The following is a 21,861-nucleotide window of genomic DNA, read 5'->3' as shown; positions in this document are numbered from 1 at the left end:
TAATCATCTAGTCATTAGCAAGGTACACGAACTATGTATGCATGGTCGGATAGCGATTCAATCAATTTAGTGTGTTTAAAGAAATGGCATGAGACGCCAGATACGGTCAGCTTTGAGCTTGGCTGCGTTCCACAAGACTTACATTTCAACTTTAAGCCAGGACAATTTATTACTCTGGGTTTGGATATGCCGACGAAAACCGATTACCGTGCTTATTCTGTAGCGTCTTGTCCTGAAGATAACCGCCTGAAATTGACGGTAAAGCGTGTGGAAGGTGGCTTGGTTTCGAACTTTATTGTTGATGAACTTGATGAAGGTGATGAGGTCTCTGTATTGAAGCCTGCTGGTGCGTTTAACTGTATTGATTGCATGCCAACGACGACAAAAAAAGTGACGCTAGTGAGTGCGGGTTGCGGTATCACTCCTGTGATGGCGATGGCAAAGTATTGGTTGGCTCAAGGCAGTGATATTAACATCGATTTTGTTCACATGGCACGTAATCGACGCGAGACCATCTACTTTGAAGAGCTTAACCAACTTGATGAGACACACGCTAACTTTAACCTTAAGTTGCTTCTGAAAGACAGTGAAGGAACAACTGCTCCCCAAGGTCGTCTAGACAAGAGCTGGTTGGTAACACTCAGCCCAGACATTTTAGACAGAACCGTTTACTTGTGTGGGCCGGTTAGCTTTATGCAAGACATAGAAAACTACCTGAAAGAACTTGAGTTCAACATGGATAACTTCTACCAAGAAAGTTTTACTCCAGCGACTCAAAGTAATAATTCACTAGCCAATAGCAATACTGCTTCAGAAGAACCACAAACAGAAGCGTCAGCAGATTCAAATAGTGCCGTTAAGGTGTTTGTTCCTGCATTTGGCGCAGAAGTAGAAGCGGAGGCGGGTACACCACTCGCTGATTCATTAGAGAAAGCAGGCGTTCCAATTATCATCGCTTGTCGTAGTGGGATTTGTGGTTCTTGCAAGTGCAAAGTAACCAAAGGTTCAGTGGAATCAAGCAGCCAAGAAACATTGACGCCAGAACAGATTGAACAAGGTTATGTACTCGCGTGTTCGAGTTCGATTCAGTCAGATGTTGAGATTGAGTTGTAACAGATGTGAAGTGAAGCTTTCCAAGAGTGACGAGGATAAAGTTCTTGTCATAGCGATAAAAGTTAGCTTGCCAGATGTAAAAAGGCCACTTAGATCAGATAGAGAGAGCAGATCTAAGTGGCAACCTTCCTGTTTATACGGGGGAGTAAAACAAGAAGGGTTGCAAAGCCCATTACAGACCTCGCAGATATAATTATTATGTTGTGGAGCTGGTTACCTAAAACTGTTTATAGAATCTAAGGAAGTAATAGAATCTAAGCAATTTACAGGCTCTAAGCAGTTTATACTTCAGGGTAAGTCTTGTAGCGCACACCCATCATTTGTTCCATACAGTGAACAACCTGACAGCTGTAGCCAAACTCGTTGTCGTACCAAATATACAGAACAGCACGGTTGTCTTGGGCGATAGTCGCAACACCGTCAACCACGCCTGGGTGGCGAGAGCCAACCAAGTCCGTCGATACAATCTCAGTCGAGTCTGTGTAATCAATTTGTGCAGACAGAGAAGAAGACAGCGCCATTTCACGCAGGTACTCGTTCAATTCTTCTTTGTTTGTGCCTTTCTCAAGGTTTAGGTTTGCTACTGCCATCGAAACGTTTGGCGTAGGTACGCGAATCGCATTACCTGTTAGCTTGCCTTCCATTTCTGGCATCGCTTTTGATACCGCTTTAGCAGCACCAGTCGATGTCAGTACCATGTTCAATGATGCAGCACGACCACGACGATCGCCTGAGTGGAAGTTATCGATTAGGTTTTGGTCATTGGTAAATGAGTGAACCGTTTCAATGTGACCAGACAGTACGCCGAATTTGTCGTGAACCGCTTTCAATACTGGCGTGATTGCGTTTGTCGTACAGCTTGCAGCAGAGATGATCGTGTCTTCTGGTTGAATGACATTCTCGTTCACACCAAATACTACGTTCTTGATGTCGCCTTTGCCTGGCGCAGTCAGTAGTACTTTCTTTGCACCGTTACATGCAACGTGTTGGCTTAGGCCTTCCGCGTCACGCCATACGCCTGTGTTATCAACCACAAGTGCATTTTCAATACCGTAAGTCGTGTAATCCACTTCTTCTGGCTTGTTTGCGTAGATAACTTGGATGAAGTTACCATTAACGATGATCGCTTTACGTTCTTGGTCTACAACGATGCTGCCGTTGAATTGGCCATGAACTGAATCGCGACGTAGCAAGCTTGCACGTTTTTCTAAGTCACCGTCTTTACCGCCACGAACAACAATTGCACGTAAACGTAGTGGGTAACCTGGGCCACTTTTTTCGATCAATAGACGAGTCAGCAGGCGGCCAATACGACCAAAACCGTATAAGACAACATCGCGAGGTTCTGTCATCGCATCGCCTTCAAGCGACTCTAAAAGTGCAGTTTGTAGGAAATCATCCAATCCGTTTGTGTCTTCGCGATCTTGCCAGAATGTATGAGCAAGGCGACCAACATCGATACGACATGGAGACAAGTCCATAGAGAGAAGGTGTTGAATGATTGGTTGAGTCTGTTCTGCTGTAAGCGGAGAACCTGTGTAACGTTTTGCGATGCGGTGAGCTTTGATGATGTCGATAGTTGTCGCGTTAACCAGTGTTTTACCGAACAGGATAACTTCAACGCCTTTTTGGCGGTACAACTGACCTAAAGTAGGAGCGATTGATTCAGCAATAGTTTGACTAGTTTGCCAGTCTAGGAGGTGCTTTTCGGGACTCATCTTTACTCGGGACCTTTCACGTTAATTTCTGCAATCATAGCGAATGTAGGGTAGCCATGAGTGCATGGGGGAATTGAGCTATCTAAGCTTTTGTGGTCTTTAACGCCACTTAAAATGCGCTTGATATGCCTTGTGTGTAACTTGTAATTTTTATGTGGCAGGATTGTAAGGTACGACGGGTTATTCTGCTAGGAAAAATAAATGCAGATAAATTGTCTGAAACTTGGCTTTATATTAGTCATAAATCAAGCTTTTAGCGTCAATAAAGGCTGTTGACTTTAACAATCTGTAGCACTTAATTTTTGCCAAAAAATACTCAACTCAAAATATGATATGTAATGCAGGTCATAGTGATCATAAAAGATGTGATCATTAACTCAAGTTACACGTAAACAGTAAACGACAAATAAGGGAATCAACCAGTATTGTTGTTCGACCTTTGAATAAGCTTAGCTTGAGCGTGAAAAGTGCATCACGCAAACGATTGGATGTCACAATTTTAACCTAACTATCCGCTTTGTTAGCGCGCAGAGTCATTATTCACAGTCTAGTTGAGCCGTAGAATGTGGATGTTAACTTGTTATGCGGGTGATAATAACTGGAGAAAACGTCTTTTGTTTACATTTTGCTCACTGAAACCTCGCTTGTTTAAACCAGTCTTAATAAAAGCACGTCTTTCCGCTTTAAAGCATTTTTCTGGATACCAGTTGGCTCTAATTTTTCGTTCTGGGCTCAGAGTATCGTTTGTTCATATCCAATTTGATCAATAACCTCTGTTAATGTCCTATCCTTAACTTGGGCTAGGTAAAATTACTGTCGGGAAGGGAGTCGTTATAAAATGATAAACATGTCAATTAGATGGCGTCTTATTTTTCTTTCCACGGTTTCTGTATTCATTATGTTTGGGTTTACAGTCAATGAAGTGCTAAAGAACGATAAGAAGATGAACTATCTTGAAACAACACGTATTAAGGTCGAAGCGATTCAATCTTTCAATACTATTTCAAGTAATGCCTATCGATGGTTGGTTCTGTCTAGTGACTCTCCTGAGAAAGGTCAACTGCTTTTAAAGTTGCAATCAGAACTGGATAGGCTCACTCAGTATGAGATAAGACTTCAACAGTTCGATACTAACTGGAGTGTTGAACCACAGTTGGTCGAACTTAAAATAGTATTGATGAGCCTTGCTCAAGCGACAGAAAGCACCGATAACACACAGCTCACAGAACGCGTCTTCGATTTGTTAAAAGCCGTGTTGATGGAGCTGTCTGAATATCAAATGATCTTGGTGGATCAAGATATCGGCCAAGCTGAGGCGATGTTTGTCCATCTGACTAATTACGTGTTCTGGACTCAGAGAGAGGCGTGGTTAAGCTACAGTTTGTATCGTTCTCCAGAGTTGAAAAACCAATATCTACTGAGTTATGTTGGTGCTTTGGAAAGACAACAACAGTTATTAGACACGTTTTTTCGTTCGGGCACTCGCTCTTCAAATATTAGACAACTGTTAAACACTGTCGCCAAAGATAAACTTCAAGACAACTTCACATCACGAATCCTCAAAGGGGACTTCTCGTCACCCGAAATCTATGACCATTTGAAAGGTTTAGAGCTGAAAAAAAGGGCTATTTCACAAGCGATTGGTGCTTACACCAAGCAATTGCAATCAGATCTGACAAAGAACATCGCATTGCAAAAACGGCAGACCTTGGTCATGACGCTGCTGATTTTGGTTGCTTCAGGTGTTTTGCTGTGGCTCGGTATCGCTACTTCTTTGCGTTTGAATCGAAACTTATCGCTGATTCTAAAAGGGGTGTCGGAATGCGCTGATAGTTACGGTCAGCCTAAGGTAATTCATATCCAAGGGAACGATGAGCTTGCCGAGTTCACTGAAACCCTAAATCGAGTGATGGAGCGCAACTATCTTCACAACAAAGAGTTAATAACAGCAAAAGAAGACGCGATTTCGGCTAATAAAGCCAAAAGCGCATTCTTAGCCAATATGTCACATGAGATACGTACGCCACTTAATGGGATTATTGGTATGGCTGAGATCTTATCTCAAAGCCAACTGAGCCCAAATCAACAAGAAGTATTGGGAGACATCGAATCGTCTTCTCACTCTTTGTTGGTGTTGCTTAATGACATCCTCGACCTGTCTAAAATAGAGTCGGGTAACTTGATGTTGTCACCACACAATGCTGATTTGCGCGAAGCGGTCTATGACTCTGTGAGCGTGATTCAGTCGAAAGCGATAAGTAAGGATATCGAGCTCGACATCAATATCGATTATCAAACGCCGCCACAACTCTTTTTCGATGAGTACCGCGTGAGACAGGTGCTGACCAATTTGCTGTCTAACGCCATCAAATTTACGTCAAAGGGCACGATTACGACGGATATCGCATACACACCTATGTCTTTGGGTAGAGGCAAGCTTGAATGCAGTGTGTCTGATACCGGGATTGGGATTGAGCCTGAGAAGTTAGAGTCCATATTTGAACCTTTCACTCAAGAAGATGGCAGCATTACTCGCCAATTCGGTGGGACAGGGTTAGGGCTTGCGATTTGTCGACAGCTTGTTGATTTAATGGGTGGTTACATTACCGCACGTTCAGTGAAAGGAGAGGGCTCAACGTTCACTTTTTGTTTGTATGTCGACACTGTCGAAACTCATCTTCAAACCTTCGACAACCTAAACCGTGCGACTATTATTTCGAATTCTTTCAATTACCTCGATCAACTGGTCAAAGAGTGTGAACGCTTAAATGTTCGACCTAATGTTGTGTCATCCATTTCGGATCTTGATGAAAACCTGAAAGAAAGTGACTTCATACTTTATTGTCATACGCTGCATCACTCCATGGATAAAGATCTTGCGACGTTGAAGGCGTTATACCCTTTGGCTCGCGTTATCGTGTGTCAGCATCATCTCTTTAAAACCAATCTAATCACAGAAACGGTTCACTCAACTCATACATTGCCATTCTTGGGTCGACGATTCTTAAACAGCTTACAATCGCTCGATATCGGTGAAGAACAAGCGCCGACGGTGGAAGTAAAAGATGAAGAGGTTCGTTCTCTGAACCGACGTATTCTGATTGTTGAAGACAACCTAATGAATCAGAAGATAGCGAGCTTCTTCCTTGAGCAAGCGGGCTATGAATATTTGATTGCCAGTAATGGCCAAGAAGCGGTGGATGTCATTACTCAAGGCGCTCAGTTTGATGCCATCTTAATGGACTGCATGATGCCTGTTATGGATGGTATAACGGCGACTCGTGCGATTCGACAGTGGGAGATTGATCAGCAAGCCGCACCATTACCCATCATTGCTTTAACCGCTAGTGTGCTGGAAGAAGACATCAAAGATTGCTTTGAAGCGGGCATGAATGCCTACTTGCCGAAACCTTATAAATCCCACCAACTGTATGACCTTTTCAGTAGCCTTGATATTGTCTAACTGGCTCATTATCAAGGCTAGCACTGTACGATTTAGCGAACTTCTAACCCAAGGTTGTATTGCGCAAGGCAGCGACCGACATAACTAATCTTTAGTAATGCAGCCACTAAGATCGTGCTGATGTGTGCGACAATTTGAATTGGCAGTGAGAAGTGATCGGCCATCGGATAAGCAACAATAATACTGAGTAGCATAAGCAAGGCGGTGGTTGCTAGACTGAAGTTTGAAACAGAAAGTAGCGTTTGAAAGCGTTGAGTCATCGTCTTCATATTGAATTCCTAATTGCTATTAATAATTATGACACTCGTTATCAATAGCAATTAGCGTTCCAGTTTTATTTTAATCATTAAATCAATTGGTTAAAGTGTCCTGTCAATTATTTGAGTCATAATGACTCTGATAATAATTAAGTCATTATGACTCCATTGAGTGGTTACCACTGTCTAAATCCGCAAGTATCGATGTGGAATCGAACACCAGAATACAAACCCAGCCCAACGTTATTTTTTTGCCCAAATTCAGCATGAATCTTTTTAAGTTTCACGTGTAGATCTTCGCGAGTAATATCATTCGCAGGAACTAAGTCTAAGGCGCAGAATTCCAAGTGTTTACTTCGCAGTGCGCCGCCAGCTTGTTGATTGTAGATATTGGTTCGCTCTCCGGATACAGGGATAACAACGCCAATTTCAGGCTCAATATATTGTTGTATGTACTTAAGGGTATTGATCATGTTTGGCACATGTTTCTTATTGGGAAGGGTGAACAGGGTCGTATTACTCATTGCCCAATCCGTGCCTTGCAACAAGACTAAATGCAGAGGCATGCTCTGAGTGATGCCGTTGTCTTTGAGTTGTTGACCGATCGCTTTGACTTGATCTTGGGCGTGGTTAAGGAGCATCCAACCTCGAAATGCTGATCGGGTCGGAACTTTGTAGCCATGAACATCGACCACGAGATCGTCATAAGTGATTTCGGTCTCTTCGGTATAAAGTTTCTCAAATTTTTCAGGGTAAGGTTGTGTCGTTGATAACGCCAAGGTAATCAGAATACTTCCGTACATAAAGTCTCTCCATCGCTAGTGTACACTCGTTATTTAGTTTGATACTGCTGTTGAGTTTCATTCATTTTGCTTAGATACGCTTAAGTCTAGACGGTTAGGTTTAGATGCTTAGGTCTAGATGCTTAAGTATAGACGCTGGAGTTTAGGTACAAAAAAACCCACTACTAAGAGTGGGTTACTAACATTGTTACAAGTAAATTAGCGAGGTTAGATTACTTCTTACCTTGAGTTTGCTTGTCTTCTTCTGTTAGTTCACGAATGCGGCGGCTGATGTCGCGACGAGCTTTAGAGATCTCTGCACTCTTGATGATGTGATCATCAACGCGGTCTTCGTAGTCAGCTTTCATGTTTTTGATAATGCCTAGGATCTCGTCGTGAGTCATCTCTGGCTTGATGTAATCAAGTAGGTTATCAAGAAGGTCGACACGCTTGCGGTTGTCGCGAACTTTCTTTTCGTTGTCTAAAAGTTCACGCTTAAGTTTGTTCTTACGTCGTGCTTGGTTAACAATTTCAAATACGCTGCTCATAGATTCCTTTTCCTAATCGTCAAATACGTTGTCTGGTTCTGATTAAAGCACATCAATTGATGATGTAACAGTCTTTAGATCAAAGCAAAAGTAAGGTTGTTTAATTATTCGTCACTCTCGCTGATGTGTGATTGTTTTTATCTTACCGTTCAAGTTAGTATCCCATGTAGATACTGCATTGATACGAAATGTGAAATGAATCAACAACAATTGGAAAACGAAGAATTGGGCGACAATGTCACTGAATCTTCAGCAGAACAAAACAAGCTTCGTGATGCGTATGTACAAGAGCGTACTTATTTGGAAGTCGTGGAAATAGAGCTAAACCGTTCTAAGATCATAATGATTGATGAACAGGGCAGGAAGAAACGAGTACCAATTTTGTCTGAACACTAGTTACTGCATTGTTAGGTGTTGAGATGGAATTATCAAAATAATAAAAAGGAAAAACGATGAACACAGTACTTTCCCCAATTGAAGCGAGAATTATCGGTTGTTTGATCGAGAAAGAAGTCACTACTCCCGATCATTACCCACTGACACTGAACAGTTTAACCACGGCATGTAATCAAAAGAGTAACCGTGAACCTGTTCTCTCTCTTTCTGAGTCAGATGTTTTAGATGCTGTTGATGGCTTAATCGGACGTCGCATGGTGAGCGATGAGAGCAGCTTCAATAGCCGTGTTAATAAGTATCAGCATCGTTTCTGCAACACTGAGTTCGGTGATCTGCAATTTACAGAGCAAGAGCGCGCAATCATCTGTTGTATGTTACTGCGTGGCGCGCAAACACCTGGTGAACTTCGTACTCGAACGGGTCGCCTTGCAAACTTTAGTGATGTGAAAGAAGTAGAAGCAACATTAGATAAGCTAGCTGCAAGAGAAGCAGGTGCCTTAGTGGTCAAGCTACCACGCGAAGCGGGTAAACGTGAATCACGCTACCAGCATTTGTTGAGTGGTGAAGTGGATGTTGAAGCGTTTGCGACGGCATCAGTAAGCGCGGCTGCACCCTCTGCAACGAGTGAAAAATTTGAAGAACTTGAGTCTGAAGTAGCAAGCCTACGAGCAGAAGTGGCAGAGCTTAAGGCTCTGGTTGAATCACTGCTTTAAATGTCAGACGCTGATAAAAATGCGGATTGGGTCGTGTACTTGATCCGCAATCGTCACAATGCCCTTTATTGTGGCGTGACGAACAATCTAGAACGTCGATTTGAACAACATCGAACCGGTAAAGGCGCCAAAGCTTTAAAAGGTAAAGGCCCGCTTAAGCTGGTTTGGAGTTTTGATGTTGGCTCAAAAAGTGAAGCATTGAAAACTGAATACGCGATCAAGCAATTGCCCAAATCCCGCAAAGAAAAACTGGTATCACTCAAACTGATTATTGAGTGGCAAAAAGACAAAATTCAATATATCGAAGTCTCATAATTCATAGCCAAAATGTTTGTTATTGATTAAATCTTAATAATGTAAGGGGCTATAGTAGCTCTAGCTAAGCTTATGAATTTAAATGGTAATTACTCTTACCATGAATGGGCTGAAATTATGAATGAACACGTTGTTGTTAATCTCCATTCCAAATTAACATATTGCTCATTTAGAATGTCGTTCTAATTAGTGTTAGACGCTATCATTTATCATCGTTGTCCTACATAATATCCATTAGCCATACAAAGAGATGGTGTCATGCTAGGTTAAAAAATGAGCCAAAGTAGCTCATATAAAACGAGAAAAATATGAAACGTTTACTGATGTTGTTTGGACTTGCCGTATTTTCTGCGTCCGCTCTCTCCCATGGTACTCATGTCCTCAATGGGTACTGGGAATACCAAGACTATCTTTCCACTTTTCCAGAACAAAGAGCATTGACTGATAAAATGGTCGAGGCTGTACAAAATCACCCTGTGCCATTGAGAAGAATCCAAGACGAACCGATTACGATTTCCGTGGTGTATCCGGGTCAACAGATCTCGGATTACTGGGTTCGTAATATTCAAGCTTTTGAGAAGCGTCTCGATAGGCTGAAGATCCGCTACCAAATAAATCAAGTATTTACCCGTATTAATGCCGATCTCGCGCAGCAGAGTATTTCGTTGCAAGAAGCGATTGAAAACAAGACGGATTATTTGATTTTCACGCTAGATACCACGCGCCACCGCAAGTTTATTGAACACGTGTTGACCTCTACTGACACCAAACTGATTCTTCAAAATATCACGACGCCAGTGCGAGCTTGGGCAGATAGACAGCCATTTATGTATGTGGGGTTTGACCATGCGATAGGCAGCTTAAAACTGGCGGACTATTTTAAACAAGTAAGTCCACCAGACAGTAAGTATTCTGTTTTGTATTACTCACAAGGCTATATCAGTGATGCGCGTGGAGATACTTTTATCCATGAAGTGAATACGGATACCAACTTTACCCTTAAGTCTTCGTTTTACACAAAATCAAACAAAGACAGTGGCTACCAAGCGGCTAAAATCAGCATAGAGAACGATAAGGATCTAGACTTTATCTATGCATGCTCAACGGATGTCGCTCTCGGTGCAGTGGAAGCGATTCGTGAATCGGGTCAAGATATCTTAGTGAATGGTTGGGGAGGCGGCTCTGCTGAACTTGAAGCCATTGCAAGGGGCGACCTAGATGTTACTGTCATGCGTATGAACGACGATACGGGCATTGCGATGGCAGAGGCGATCAAGTGGGATCTAGCCGGTTTGGAAGTGCCTACTGTTTACTCTGGTGAATTTGAAATTGTGACCAAGGAAGATTCCCCAGAACGTATTTCAGAACTCAAACAGCGAGCATTTAGGTACTCAGGTCAATAATGAAGAAAAGCTACGCCAGTACACCTAGAAACACTTTAGCTAGACTCATTACGCGTATCGTTATTTTGGTGATAGGCGTGATGGCACTTGGCGTGCTTATTCATAATTATGAAACCAGCAGTAACATCGTACAGCAAGAGACGAATCGAACGGTTCAGCAAACCTCTAGCCTGATCCAAAACATGTTTGATTATCGTTTGTCGGTGCTGCAAATCCACCAAGACAGCAGCTCACACAGTGAAACTCTCAGAGAGTATTTTGATACGGGTAATGACGAGATTCTGAGCTACTTTTTCTTTGGTGTTGACCAACGTGAACCTGATCATGCCCCAGATTTACGCTTTGTCTCTACCCACGATGGTTTGGCTTGGGAAGATGGCAACAGTCAATTCTATGGTTTGGATGAGTCCAACTTAAAGCATATTTCTGATGAAGTTTCATTCAGCAGTAATTGGCATTTTATTAAACTGAGGACAGATATAGGTAAGCGTCACTTGTTGGCTCGCCGTACTCCTATCGTTGATAACGCTACCGGGGAAGTGCTTGGTCAGCTCTATATCGCCATTGTGCTTGATAATAACTTCTCTTTGGCTGAGTCAATCCAACAAGGCAGTAATTGCGAAAATATCGTTATTGAAGCGCACGGTACACCGGTGACATCGACATTCAGTGGTGATGAAAGCTACACAATTACTGACATCCTCAATTATCAAATGTACGAACAGTTGCCTCGTCATTTCGTCACTATAGCAACCATTAAGATCAACGCGGTTGAAACCCCTTTAATCATTCGAGCCGTTCAAAAGAACAATAACTTCATTGCGTTAGAAGAAAATTATCAGCGCGCGATTATCGTGGTGATTGTGGTGATCATATTGATGTCTTTCTTTGCTCGAACTTGGATCCAAAGAAGGGTTGCTGCTGAGCTAGATAAGCTGATGGATTTCACTCGCTCAGCAAGTGATGGTGAAGAGTACAACAAGTTTGATGGCTCTAACATTTTCGAATTCCACCATATTGGTTGTACCCTTGAAGACACCTTTGAGCGCTTATCGGAACAGAATCAAAAGTTCCAAGATCTCTTTAACTTTGCTCATTCACCTATTTTGGTTTGGTCTGAAAAAGGCGACTTGATTCAGATGAACCCCGCCGCTCGTATGGCACTGTTCGATGATGATGACAATTATGGCCCAATCGCTCAAGAGTTTGAGCATCGAATGCTGCCTAATATTCAAATGGTGGTTCAAGGCTCTAAACTCACGGGTATTAACGTTCCCATTGGTGAAAAGGTGTTTCGCTGGAATATGTCTGCTATTCGCGTGGAACACGGCATCACAGGTGTAGTGGTACAAGGGCAAGATATTACTAAGCTTATCGAGGCGGAACGACAGGCCGATCGAGCAAGAGAAGAAGCCGAGCATCTTGCGAATGTACGTGCAGACTTCCTAGCTAAGATGAGTCACGAGATTCGCACGCCGCTCAATGGTATTCTCGGTGTGTCTCAGCTGCTCAAGCGTTCTATGCACAATGAAGATAATCGCGAGCAGGTGGATGTATTGTGTAATAGTGCGGAACATTTACTGGCGGTACTTAACGATATCTTGGACTTCTCAAAAATTGAGCAAGGGCAGTTTAATATTCAAAAGAAAGACTTCCGCTTGGGGGAGTTAGTTAATACTTTAGACAGCATCTATCGTCCACTGTGCGAAGATAAATCCGTCGAATTTACCATTGTGAATCACTTGGTTGATGACATCGAAATCAACACCGATCAGGTACGCCTCAATCAGATCATGTTTAATCTGTTGAGTAACGCCCTTAAGTTCACTCATCACGGCGGTATCTCCGTCAGCTTTGAGCTCGAGAGTATCTTTAACTCTGATCACGCGAGCTTAATCGTTCGAGTGAAAGATTCCGGAATCGGTATTGATGAAAGTAAAATTGATGCTGTTTTTGAACCTTTTGTTCAAGCAGAAGAGACCACCACTCGTGAATATGGAGGCACTGGTTTAGGACTTACAATTGTAAGAAATCTGGTCGATATGCTGGAAGGGGACATTCAAGTCCGCAGCGTGATAGATCAAGGCTCAGAGTTCACGATAGAAATTCCAGTGGTCGTACACGCCAAGCCGCTATTAGTCGATGCTAAGAAACAAGCTGAGGTTGAGCCAGAGGCGTTGTTTAGTCGACGTTTGAATGTGTTGTTGGTGGAAGACAATCACACCAACGCCTTTATTGCTCAGGCTTTCTGTAAGAAATATGACATGGTCGTCACCTGGGCAAAAGATGGCTTAGAAGCGATTGAGATGGCTAAAATGATAACCTATGACTTGATCTTGATGGATAACCAGCTTCCTAATCTCGGTGGTGTAGAAACCACTCAGCAACTGAGAGGTGAGATTGGTGTGTCAGCCCCTATTTATGCGTGTACCGCTGATGCTCAAGAGTCGACAAGAGACAGCTTTATGGCAGCAGGGGCGAACTACGTGATTGTAAAACCGATTAAGGAAGAGTCGCTCCACCAAGCGTTTGTTCATTTCAAAAACTCATACTGGAATGACACAGAGCGCTAGGCTTTAACTTAGTGCTCTTTAATGGAGTCTGTTGAAGAGAAGTAACTAATTTTCTGCCTTTATATCGAGCCAGCGACAAAGGCTTGTTCTAACAGCAGCGTTTTCAACTCATCACTCATATCTAGGTGTTCAGGGAATTGGATACCTAACAACCAGCCTTGTCTTTGCCTTTTCTTACTCACCACTTTGTAGACCAGATCGTCATCTAAGTACTCATTTAAGTCAGAATTAACTTTTATCTTCCAGCCGACATCGATATCTGATTGCTGGGTAAGATAGATACCGCAGCCTGACGCTGAAAAATCGACCAGTGTGGCATCCAGTGACAAGGTATCAAAGGTGACTTCACAGCTGAGGCGTACTTTATACCTTTCGTGTTCACGAATAGGCTTGGTTGCAAAGTTTGAGGGTGGGCGAAGGAAGATTAGATGTGCTGGTGAGGTGATATGAGCCAGTACATTGGTTTTGAAGGCGACAATGTGCCCAAGTTCGGTGTCGGTAATCGCACGAATAATAATATCAACGTTTGTGAGCTTTCTCAGTGTCAGTGCTTCTGTCGCTTTTTGCGTAAGCTCTAGGATAAGGTACTGATCTTCTTTGTGTCCGATATAAAGCGTACTGATCTGGATTGAGTCGTCTGGACCAAATTCCAATACACCTGCTGTTTTTGTACCTGGCTTTAGGTATCTGAACAGTTCTAAGTTTTTATCTTTATGCATATTCGTTACTGAACAATGTTAATCGTTTGATAAAATAATATAACGTCCTGATGATACTATGTCATTAGTTTCATTGAAGTAATTAGCAACGTACAACAAAAAAGTGAATCGCTATCTCAAGTAAACAACGGCTTACTCTTGTCGTAAAACAAGATACACTGCTGACAGATATATACTTGATGGAGAAATAGTAAATGGAACTGGAAACCTTATTGAATACTCTGGCTGAAACCCCAGAAGCCGTGCAATTTGAAGATACAATGCAAGTGATCGAAGCTCACTATGATTTTTCTGAGAGCGAATTTCGCAATGGTGAGGTAGTGAACGCTGCAGGGCAGAATAATGGTTCGTGTAAGATTTTTGCTTTTGGTTTAGAGCAAAGTCTGTCTGCAGAGCAAACACTTGCTTGTTTTGGTCAATTTTATCGTAACGACGTGTTAGGTTTTCCAGAGAATACCGACCATCAAAATATTCGTAACTTCATGGTTCATGGCTGGAAGGGTATCCAGTTTTCTCAGCCTGCGCTGATTGAAAAAGCGAAGTAGACACTAACCAGGTAGCGTTCAGGTCGAAACTTAATCTCAGTATTTTGAAGCGAGAAAACAACCTCTCGCTTTTTTTGTCTATGTTGAACCAGCTTGTAACTTGCTAAATAGGCTCTAACTACTGAATAGGCAAAGCAGATAAGCATTTACGGCATAGACATACTCCAGACTTTGGAATATCGCTAGTATCTCGTTTTTCTAGCTCAAAACACCAACACGTCTCTTTGCCCGCACTGATATCGCATTGAGCTGGTTCATTACACTGTGGACATTGGTGAGTCGAACTCGTGCCGCTAAGATTATCCATAACCGACGTTTGCTCTTCTTCAGATAAGCCTTTCCAGCCTATAATCTCATCCATTGTTCGAAAGCAGCCACTACACATTCCGCCATTATTTTTACAAGCCGCTCGGCAAGGTGTTTTCATTTATCTAACCTGTGATTCATTTGGGCTGAAATGTAGCATATTTGTTTCTTCTTGAAGAGCCGTTAGGCTAAGAAATTACTCAGTTAAATTTAGAAATGACCTCGTAATTTTTAGGCTTTTCATGTAGCATCTCGCCCCTTTTGTTGAGTGGGGGATATTATGTTTATTGGATTTGATTATGGAACAGCGAACTGTTCTGTCGCGGCGATGGTTAATGGAGAGCCAAGCCTGTTACCGCTCGAAGGTAACAACCACTATATTCCCTCAACCGTGTTTGCGCCTACCCGCGAGAGTGTTTCTGAACACCTCTTCCGCCACTTGAATATCAAGCCGAGTGATGCGATCGGTGAGCAAGTTTTACGACGTGCGATCGCTCTGAACAGAGAAGAGAGTATCGACTTAGTGCCAGAAGACATGGCATTTGGTCAGGCTGCGTTGGACTTATATCTAGAAGACCCTCGCGATGTTTATTATGTTAAGTCCCCTAAATCTTTCCTTGGCGCGAGTGGACTGCATGATGTTCAGGTGAGTTTCTTCGAAGATTTAGTGTGCGCCATGATGGCAAATATCAAGCATCAAGCCGAACTCACGACTCAAGAGCAGATCAAGCAAGCTGTTATCGGCCGACCAATTAACTTCCACGGTCGAGGTGGTGAAGAAGCAAACCGACAAGCTGAAGACATACTCTCACGCGCAGCTAAGCGTGCAGGCTTCCTTGATATCGCTTTTCAATTTGAACCAGTAGCCGCAGGCCTTGATTACGAAAGTACCCTGACTGAAAATCAAACGGTATTGGTTGTAGATATTGGCGGTGGTACCACCGATTGCTCATTGCTAGAAATGGGGCCAACTTGGTCGGGTAAAGCGGACCGAACCCAGAGCTTGTTAGCTCACAGCGGGCAAAGGGTAGGGGGTAATGACCTCGATATCTATCTTGCGTTCAAACAACTGATGTCACCTTTTGGTATGGGCAGCAAAGGCATTTCGGGTATCGATATGCCATTGACGCAATTCTGGAATCCAATTGCGATTAATAATGTTGAAGCTCAAAAGGGTTTCTATTCAAGAGAAAACCTAGCGGCATTGAAATTACTTCGCAAAGAAGCGTCAGAGCCTCAAAAGCTAGAACGCTTGATGAAGGTTTATCACGACACTTTGGGCTACGGCATTGTGCGTAGAGCGGAAGAAGCTAAGATTGCGCTGGCAGAATCCTCTCAATATCGTGCGGCGATGAATGTTGCCTCTGAACTGGTCGAAGTGGATATCTCAGTCGAACAGATGGTTGAAGCGATTGAAGCACCAAAGTCTAAGATGATTGAGTTGGTTAAAGAAGCGATTCAACAAGGCCAGAAAAAGCCAGACGTAATCTACATGACGGGTGGTTCAGCTCGTTCACCGATACTTCGTGAAGCCGTACAACAAGCTGTACCAAACGTTCCTATTGTGAGTGGTAATTACTTTGGTTCTGTAACCGCTGGCCTAGCTCGTTGGGCTGAGGTTTGTTTTAAATAACAGCTTGATTCGTTTAGCTCTGATAGGGCTATTACGTACTTCGAAAAATGACAAGTAGGGTAATTGGTCTTCGACTGATTGCCCTTTTTTGTGTCTAACGTTTTAGCTTGAAAGCAGTGGTATATCCATATATTGGCGAGTTTAGCTTTGGCCTAGTTAGTAAGCCTTCGTTTGAAAGTTTTCTAGTAGATTCTATATGTTACTGAATGTTTCAATGTCAGGTTTTTCCTATTCATCGTTGATTCAGTCTTTCTTTTCTTTGATTTTAAATGCTTTTTTAGTGACTTAAAAACCAAAAAATCGCTTTGACTAATATAAATAAAACACAAAGGCTTTCTTGTAATTGTGTTTTATTATGTTGTTTTTAAAGTAATTTTTGTTTTTTATAGTGTTGTTGCTTTTATTTTATATATTTTAATGCAACTTTTTTGTCATTCATCGATTAGTGTTTGCCTACTTGTTAAATGCAGGTAACAACTTCTCCGTAAGTACGAGGTTGTTAGTGAATAACTCACCCAGTTACATAATGGACATGACAAATGAATAAGAAACTTTTAGCGCTAGCAATTTCTGGTGCAGTATTTGGTACACAGGCAGTTGCAGTAGAGCTTTACAACGAAGATGGCACAACATTCTCAGTTGGCGGCCACGTTTCAGTTGCAGTTGGTGATGTAAACAGCGATGACCGTCAAAACAGCGATGATATCGGTGTAGAGACTGTATCTCCACGTATCAACTTCGGTGCAACTCACGACCTTGGTAACGGCTTCACTGCTGACGCTAAAGGTGAATGGGCGCTAAACATGCTTGACGGTGGTGATCAGTCATTCACAACTCGTCTTGGTTACGTTGGTGTTTCTCACGACGATTACGGCCGTGCAGCAGTAGGTACTCAATGGGCACCTTACTACAACGTTGCTGGTGTTGCTGATATGCCAATCGCATTCGCAAATGACTTCATCTACGAAGATCACGGTAATCTAGGTACTGGTCGTGCTGAAGAGATGGTGAGCTACGCTAATGCTGTAGATTTCGGTAACGCTGGCTCTCTAGCAATTGGCGTTGCATGGCAAGGTCGTAAGGTTTCTGACGAAGAATACAACGAAGTTGCTTCAGAGAATAAGTACGGTAACCGCGGTCAAATCGCTCTGAACTACGATATCGCTAACTTCTCTGCGAACTACGCTTACAATACTGGTGACGTTACTTTCGGTACTGGTGCTAATGTTGGCACTGATTCAAAGACTGCTGATTCTCACGTAGTAAGTGCAACTTACGGTTCGTACGGCGCTGAAGGTCTTTACGTTGCAGCTGTATACGCAGCGAACAACTACATGAATAATGGTAAGTTTGGCGTTATTTCAGAGTCTACAGGTTACGAATTTTTAGCATCTTACGCACTAGCTAACAGCCTTAACCTAAGCGTTAACTACGAAGCAGTAGAAGACGACAAGATGAGCGAAACTGTGTACAGCACAACAGCTCTACAAGCTGAATATAACTTCACATCTCAGTTCGTAGGCTTCGCTGGTTACCAGTTCGACCTACAAGGTTCTGGCGTGTACAAAGAAAAAGCTGATGACCAGTGGCTACTTGGTGCTCGTTACTACCTATAAGTCGCAGACTGATTTAGCATAGTGTTTACTCCTTAAGTTTACCTTTTAGGATACTGTCCTAGACACCATGCTAAGCCCTCTCTGACTTTTTGTTAGAGAGGGCTTCTTTCGTTCTATACGTATCTGTTTTAGCTTTTCCTTCATGTTTCTTCTGCTATTCATTTTGTCTACGTAACTATGGGGCTTGTCATCAGTTCTTATATGTCGCGATCTTCGGATAAAAGTATTTAAATCATTTAATTGAGCTAAAGATCAGAATTTAGATATTGGTAACCATCTTGTCGAAGACTCTCATTTTATGATGCGTTAAACTCTGCACTCCAAAAAATAGTTCAAGGATAAACTATGAGCAGTGTTGTCGATCAGGAACAGTTGATGAATTCGAAACGAGCAGCAACTCCAACCAAGGTGCTGTGTATTGGGCGTAACTATGTCGATCACATCGAAGAACTCAATAACGCAATTCCAGACTCTATGGTGGTTTTCAATAAACCGAGCACCAGTGTTACGTCATCTCTGTCTTCTTTTCATCAAGAAGCGCTGCACTACGAAGCAGAAATCTGTTTTATCGTTGAAAATGGCCAGTACTCCGCTGTAGGCTTAGGGCTAGATCTCACCAAACGCGAATTGCAAAGTAGCTTAAAAGTGAAAGGCTTACCTTGGGAACGTGCGAAAGCGTTTGATGGTTCCGCTGTTTTAAGCCGTTTTGTACCTATTGATAACTTCGATCTCTCTGACTTAAATCTAGAGCTATTTATTAACTGTGTTCGCGTTCAAAAAGGACACGTAGAGCAGATGCTTTACTCTCCACAAACTATCCTCGAAGAGTTATGTTCTTATACGACTTTGCTTGATGGTGATGTTGTAATGACAGGTACACCTAAAGGTGTTGGTGAGGTCCATAGAGGTGATATCTTCCTTGGTCGTCTAAAGTGTGGTGAAACGACATTGATTGAGATTGAGTGGGTAGCGAGTTAATTAATACTCCATGTTTAGTTAATAAATTGGTTTGAATGGTTGAAGTTAGTTTTTAATTCGTACAATTAACCCTATTACAACCAATTGCATCTGGAAGGTTGTTGGTAGTTGATATAAAATCTGCCTCCGTTTTTATCAATACTGAAACTCATGATCGACTTAGCCATCTTACCTGTTTACCTGACAGCCGTTGTTGCACTGCTTCTTTTACCTGGCCCTGATATGTTACTCATCGCGAGCTCAAGTATGAGCTATGGCCGCAAGGTTGGTGTGTTCGCAAGTTTAGGTAACGCAACTTCCGGAATCATCTTTACAGTATTGGCAGCAATGGGTGTTTCAGCGTTGATCGCAATGAGCCCAATAGCGCTTAAAGCTCTACATTTGTTAGGCGGCGCGTACTTGTTGAAGATGGGATGGGACTGCCTGCGAACAGAGCAGGGAAGAGCGCCGGAGCTAAACGATAATTTTGCTGCAAAAGCCTATTACCAAAGAGCGCTTATTAGTAACCTGCTTAATCCAAAAGCCTTGGTATTCTTTGTGATGTTTTTACCTCAGTTTGTGTCGACAAACATTGAAGCGACTTCGGGCGAGCAAATGTTAGTGCTTGGTTTACTGCTGAATGTCTTAGGTTTAACGTTCAATTTCCTACTGGTAGCACTGGTGGGTACGATTGGTAAGTCTCTGGTAGAGAATGCTAAGTTTCGCACCTATCAACAGAAAGTGATGGGTGGAGTCTTCATCGTATTGGCTATCTGGATGCTGTCTTCTTTCTTTACTTCGTAGACGAATCAACCCAGATATTTTCTCGCGGTTAGCCGCTGAGACAAAAATGGACGCTTCGAGCGTCCATTTTTTATATTTAACCGTTACATGTTGAACCCGCTAAATCTCTATGAATTCAAATCTTGTTGGTGCTGTTCAATCAGTTTCTCCATGTACTTCTCACCGCGCAGGCGAGTGTCGTCGTAGGTTTCTGTCCCTTCAAACTTTGTCACCGTCTCATAATAGACTTTCACTTTTGGCTCTGTGCCTGAAGGTCTTACGATGATTCTTGAACCATCTTCGAGGTGATAGATGAGTACGTCACTTGCAGGCAGGTTAATGGCTTCAGTATTGCCTCCAATGACGAAGCGTAAACAAGACTGCAGATCTTCAACTACAGAGATAGCGACACCGTTGATTGCTTTAGGCTGTGCCGAGCGGAGCTTAGAACCAATCGATGGTGAATCTGGCTCTAGTGCAATACTTCTTTGTGCGTTGGTGTGAACCCCATGTTTAAATGAAATTTGAGCAAGAAGATCCCAGACCGTTCGACCTTGAGATTTGAGCTCTTCTACAAGTTGAGCGAAAACAACGATAGCAGACAGTCCATCCTTATCTCGAACCTGAGTACCAATCGTATAGCCTAGCGCTTCTTCATAGGCGAACAAGAACTCATTGTTTTCGTCTTCTAATTGCATGCCGATGTTGGCCAACCATTTAAAGCCTGTCAGAGTTTGGAAATAGGTAGCTCCATGAGCATTCGCTACTTTTTCAAGTAACGTTGATGAGACGATGCTATTACCAACCAGCTGATTTTTAGTGTGCGGCTTTGATAACAAGTAGTGAGCGAACAACACACCTACTTGATCGCCAGTCAGCATTTTATACGAGTCATCTTCAGTTCTGACCGCAACGGCGAATCGGTCTGCATCTGGATCGTTGGCACAAGCTATGTCTGCATCGACACTTTTTGCTAGGTTGACCACAAGGTCCATTGCCCCTTTCTCTTCCGGGTTAGGGAAGTTGACGGTCGGGAAATTACCATCGGGCTCTCTTTGTTCTGCAACGCTGAATACCTTATGGAAACCAGAATCATGGAGCAAATCTTCAGCCATTTGTGCGCCCACACCATGCATAGCGGTGTAGGTGATGGTGGTGTTCGCCGATTCAATGTCTTTACTCACATATGGGCTCTGATTGATCGCAGCGCGATACGTTTGGTAATAGCCTTCAGTTAACCACACTAACTTGCCTTGTGCTTCCGCGTCACTCAAGCTCATTAAAGGAATAGGCTTGGTCGATGCGATATCGATTTCAGAGGCAATGCCAGCATCATGCGGTGGAATGATTTGAGCACCATTCTCCCAGTACACTTTGAAGCCATTGTATTCTGGTGGATTATGACTAGCCGTTACCACAACAGCTGCGGCTGCGTTGAAATGTTCAATACCGAAAGCAACGATAGGGGTTGCTGCGACATTCGAGGTTAAGTAAACCTTAATACCCAAAGCCGTGAGTACAGAAGCGGTATCAATAGCGAATTGCTTTGAATCTAAGCGGCCGTCATAGCCCACAACAACACCACGAATCTTGGCATTTGCAACGTGCTCTATCAAATAATGACCAAGCCCAGTCGCGGTTTCTTGTATCACTAAGCGATTCATTCTATTTGGACCACATCCCACTTTGCCTCGTAGACCTGCTGTTCCGAACTCCAATCGCTGCGTAAAGCGGTCTTCTAATTCGTCGTGCATTCCTTCATCGATGAGGTGTTGAAGCTCTTCACGAGTTCTCGGGTCTGGGTCTCTCGCTAACCAATTCATTGCATCTTGCATAATCACTAAACCTTTTAATGTCTGTATGACTTACTGTTGATTTAACTTAAGTGATATTGATTATCATTTCTATGAAAGCAATCGTAAAACTCGATATAAAATAAATTCCAACGGCAAGAGGGCATGTAGCTTAGTCACTTCAAATAATTGACTGTTTAGTAAGTAAACTTACCTTGAACAATTGGA

General features: G+C 42.8%; 19 protein-coding genes. 12 read left to right on the top strand and 7 right to left on the bottom strand.

Translation table 11 applies throughout. The features are described 5' to 3' along the window. Nucleotides 1-33 precede the first annotated feature (33 nt). Nucleotides 34-1,113: a hybrid-cluster NAD(P)-dependent oxidoreductase gene (locus OQJ75_RS06670; RefSeq protein ID WP_265971704.1), complete on the top strand. Its 1,080-nt coding sequence runs from the start codon at nucleotides 34-36 to the stop codon at nucleotides 1,111-1,113. A gap of 281 nt (nucleotides 1,114-1,394) precedes the next feature. Here OQJ75_RS06670 and OQJ75_RS06665 read toward each other — a convergent pair whose 3' ends face one another. Further along, nucleotides 1,395-2,831, bottom strand: coding sequence for a glyceraldehyde-3-phosphate dehydrogenase (locus OQJ75_RS06665; protein WP_265971705.1), 1,437 nt, complete (start codon nucleotides 2,829-2,831; stop codon nucleotides 1,395-1,397). 898 nt (nucleotides 2,832-3,729) lie between these two features. Here OQJ75_RS06665 and OQJ75_RS06660 point away from each other — a divergent pair. Further along, nucleotides 3,730-6,294, top strand: coding sequence for an ATP-binding protein (locus OQJ75_RS06660; RefSeq protein WP_265972004.1), 2,565 nt, complete (start codon nucleotides 3,730-3,732; stop codon nucleotides 6,292-6,294). A 32-nt stretch (nucleotides 6,295-6,326) separates the two neighbouring features. Here OQJ75_RS06660 and OQJ75_RS06655 read toward each other — a convergent pair whose 3' ends face one another. The 3 genes from OQJ75_RS06655 to OQJ75_RS06645 form a co-directional block, all read right to left on the bottom strand. Next, on the bottom strand, nucleotides 6,327-6,563 hold the full coding sequence (locus tag OQJ75_RS06655; RefSeq protein ID WP_004730045.1) for a hypothetical protein: 237 nt from the start codon (nucleotides 6,561-6,563) through the stop codon (nucleotides 6,327-6,329). A gap of 164 nt (nucleotides 6,564-6,727) precedes the next feature. Continuing rightward, nucleotides 6,728-7,354: a D-Ala-D-Ala carboxypeptidase family metallohydrolase gene (locus OQJ75_RS06650; protein WP_004730047.1), complete on the bottom strand. Its 627-nt coding sequence runs from the start codon at nucleotides 7,352-7,354 to the stop codon at nucleotides 6,728-6,730. Between the two features lie 212 nt (nucleotides 7,355-7,566). Further along, complete coding sequence (locus tag OQJ75_RS06645; RefSeq protein ID WP_004730049.1) at nucleotides 7,567-7,881, bottom strand: DUF496 family protein; 315 nt, start codon at nucleotides 7,879-7,881, stop codon at nucleotides 7,567-7,569. A gap of 195 nt (nucleotides 7,882-8,076) precedes the next feature. Here OQJ75_RS06645 and OQJ75_RS06640 point away from each other — a divergent pair, with 195 nt between their 5' ends. From OQJ75_RS06640 to luxQ, 5 genes are all read left to right on the top strand, one after another. After that, nucleotides 8,077-8,277, top strand: coding sequence for a hypothetical protein (locus OQJ75_RS06640; RefSeq protein ID WP_265971715.1), 201 nt, complete (start codon nucleotides 8,077-8,079; stop codon nucleotides 8,275-8,277). Nucleotides 8,278-8,333: 56 nt separating this feature from the next. Continuing rightward, the gene (locus tag OQJ75_RS06635; RefSeq protein ID WP_019823422.1) at nucleotides 8,334-8,990 is read left to right on the top strand and encodes a YceH family protein; all 657 of its coding nucleotides are present in this window, start codon (nucleotides 8,334-8,336) and stop codon (nucleotides 8,988-8,990) included. Next, a complete protein-coding gene (locus OQJ75_RS06630; RefSeq protein WP_265971717.1) occupies nucleotides 8,991-9,305 on the top strand; it encodes a GIY-YIG nuclease family protein in 315 nt (104 codons plus the stop codon). It abuts the gene before it with no gap. Between the two features lie 308 nt (nucleotides 9,306-9,613). Continuing rightward, nucleotides 9,614-10,708 (top strand): autoinducer 2-binding periplasmic protein LuxP, encoded by a 1,095-nt coding sequence (locus OQJ75_RS06625; RefSeq protein WP_265971718.1) that lies wholly within the window; start codon nucleotides 9,614-9,616, stop codon nucleotides 10,706-10,708. Next, complete coding sequence (gene luxQ / locus OQJ75_RS06620) at nucleotides 10,708-13,281, top strand: quorum-sensing autoinducer 2 sensor kinase/phosphatase LuxQ (protein WP_265971719.1); 2,574 nt, start codon at nucleotides 10,708-10,710, stop codon at nucleotides 13,279-13,281. The genes OQJ75_RS06625 and luxQ overlap by 1 nt, the downstream gene beginning before the upstream one ends. Before the next feature lie 59 nt (nucleotides 13,282-13,340). On the opposite strand, the gene OQJ75_RS06615 is transcribed toward luxQ, so the two are convergent. Then, nucleotides 13,341-14,000, bottom strand: a complete 660-nt coding sequence (locus OQJ75_RS06615; protein WP_265971720.1) for a PilZ domain-containing protein — start codon at nucleotides 13,998-14,000, stop codon at nucleotides 13,341-13,343. Between the two features lie 194 nt (nucleotides 14,001-14,194). Between OQJ75_RS06615 and OQJ75_RS06610 the strand changes: the two genes are divergently transcribed. After that, complete coding sequence (locus OQJ75_RS06610; protein WP_265971722.1) at nucleotides 14,195-14,545, top strand: HopJ type III effector protein; 351 nt, start codon at nucleotides 14,195-14,197, stop codon at nucleotides 14,543-14,545. 118 nt (nucleotides 14,546-14,663) lie between these two features. On the opposite strand, the gene OQJ75_RS06605 is transcribed toward OQJ75_RS06610, so the two are convergent. Beyond that, nucleotides 14,664-14,972 (bottom strand): DUF1289 domain-containing protein, encoded by a 309-nt coding sequence (locus OQJ75_RS06605; protein WP_265971724.1) that lies wholly within the window; start codon nucleotides 14,970-14,972, stop codon nucleotides 14,664-14,666. Between the two features lie 159 nt (nucleotides 14,973-15,131). Here OQJ75_RS06605 and yegD point away from each other — a divergent pair, with 159 nt between their 5' ends. From yegD to OQJ75_RS06585, 4 genes are all read left to right on the top strand, one after another. Further along, on the top strand, nucleotides 15,132-16,484 hold the full coding sequence (gene yegD, locus OQJ75_RS06600; RefSeq protein ID WP_265971725.1) for a molecular chaperone: 1,353 nt from the start codon (nucleotides 15,132-15,134) through the stop codon (nucleotides 16,482-16,484). 539 nt (nucleotides 16,485-17,023) lie between these two features. Further along, nucleotides 17,024-18,100 (top strand): porin, encoded by a 1,077-nt coding sequence (locus tag OQJ75_RS06595; RefSeq protein WP_265971727.1) that lies wholly within the window; start codon nucleotides 17,024-17,026, stop codon nucleotides 18,098-18,100. Between the two features lie 345 nt (nucleotides 18,101-18,445). Beyond that, nucleotides 18,446-19,078 (top strand): fumarylacetoacetate hydrolase family protein, encoded by a 633-nt coding sequence (locus tag OQJ75_RS06590; protein ID WP_265971729.1) that lies wholly within the window; start codon nucleotides 18,446-18,448, stop codon nucleotides 19,076-19,078. Nucleotides 19,079-19,228: 150 nt separating this feature from the next. After that, the gene (locus OQJ75_RS06585) at nucleotides 19,229-19,861 is read left to right on the top strand and encodes a LysE family translocator (protein WP_265971730.1); all 633 of its coding nucleotides are present in this window, start codon (nucleotides 19,229-19,231) and stop codon (nucleotides 19,859-19,861) included. A gap of 107 nt (nucleotides 19,862-19,968) precedes the next feature. Here OQJ75_RS06585 and OQJ75_RS06580 read toward each other — a convergent pair whose 3' ends face one another. Continuing rightward, the gene (locus OQJ75_RS06580) at nucleotides 19,969-21,675 is read right to left on the bottom strand and encodes a phospho-sugar mutase (protein WP_265971731.1); all 1,707 of its coding nucleotides are present in this window, start codon (nucleotides 21,673-21,675) and stop codon (nucleotides 19,969-19,971) included. Nucleotides 21,676-21,861 lie beyond the last annotated feature (186 nt).

This window comes from Vibrio sp. 14G-20 (assembly GCF_026241515.1).
Lineage (GTDB): Bacteria > Pseudomonadota > Gammaproteobacteria > Enterobacterales > Vibrionaceae > Vibrio.
The sequence above is the reverse complement of the archived record's forward strand: the minus strand, read 5'-3'. Positions and strand labels throughout refer to the sequence as shown.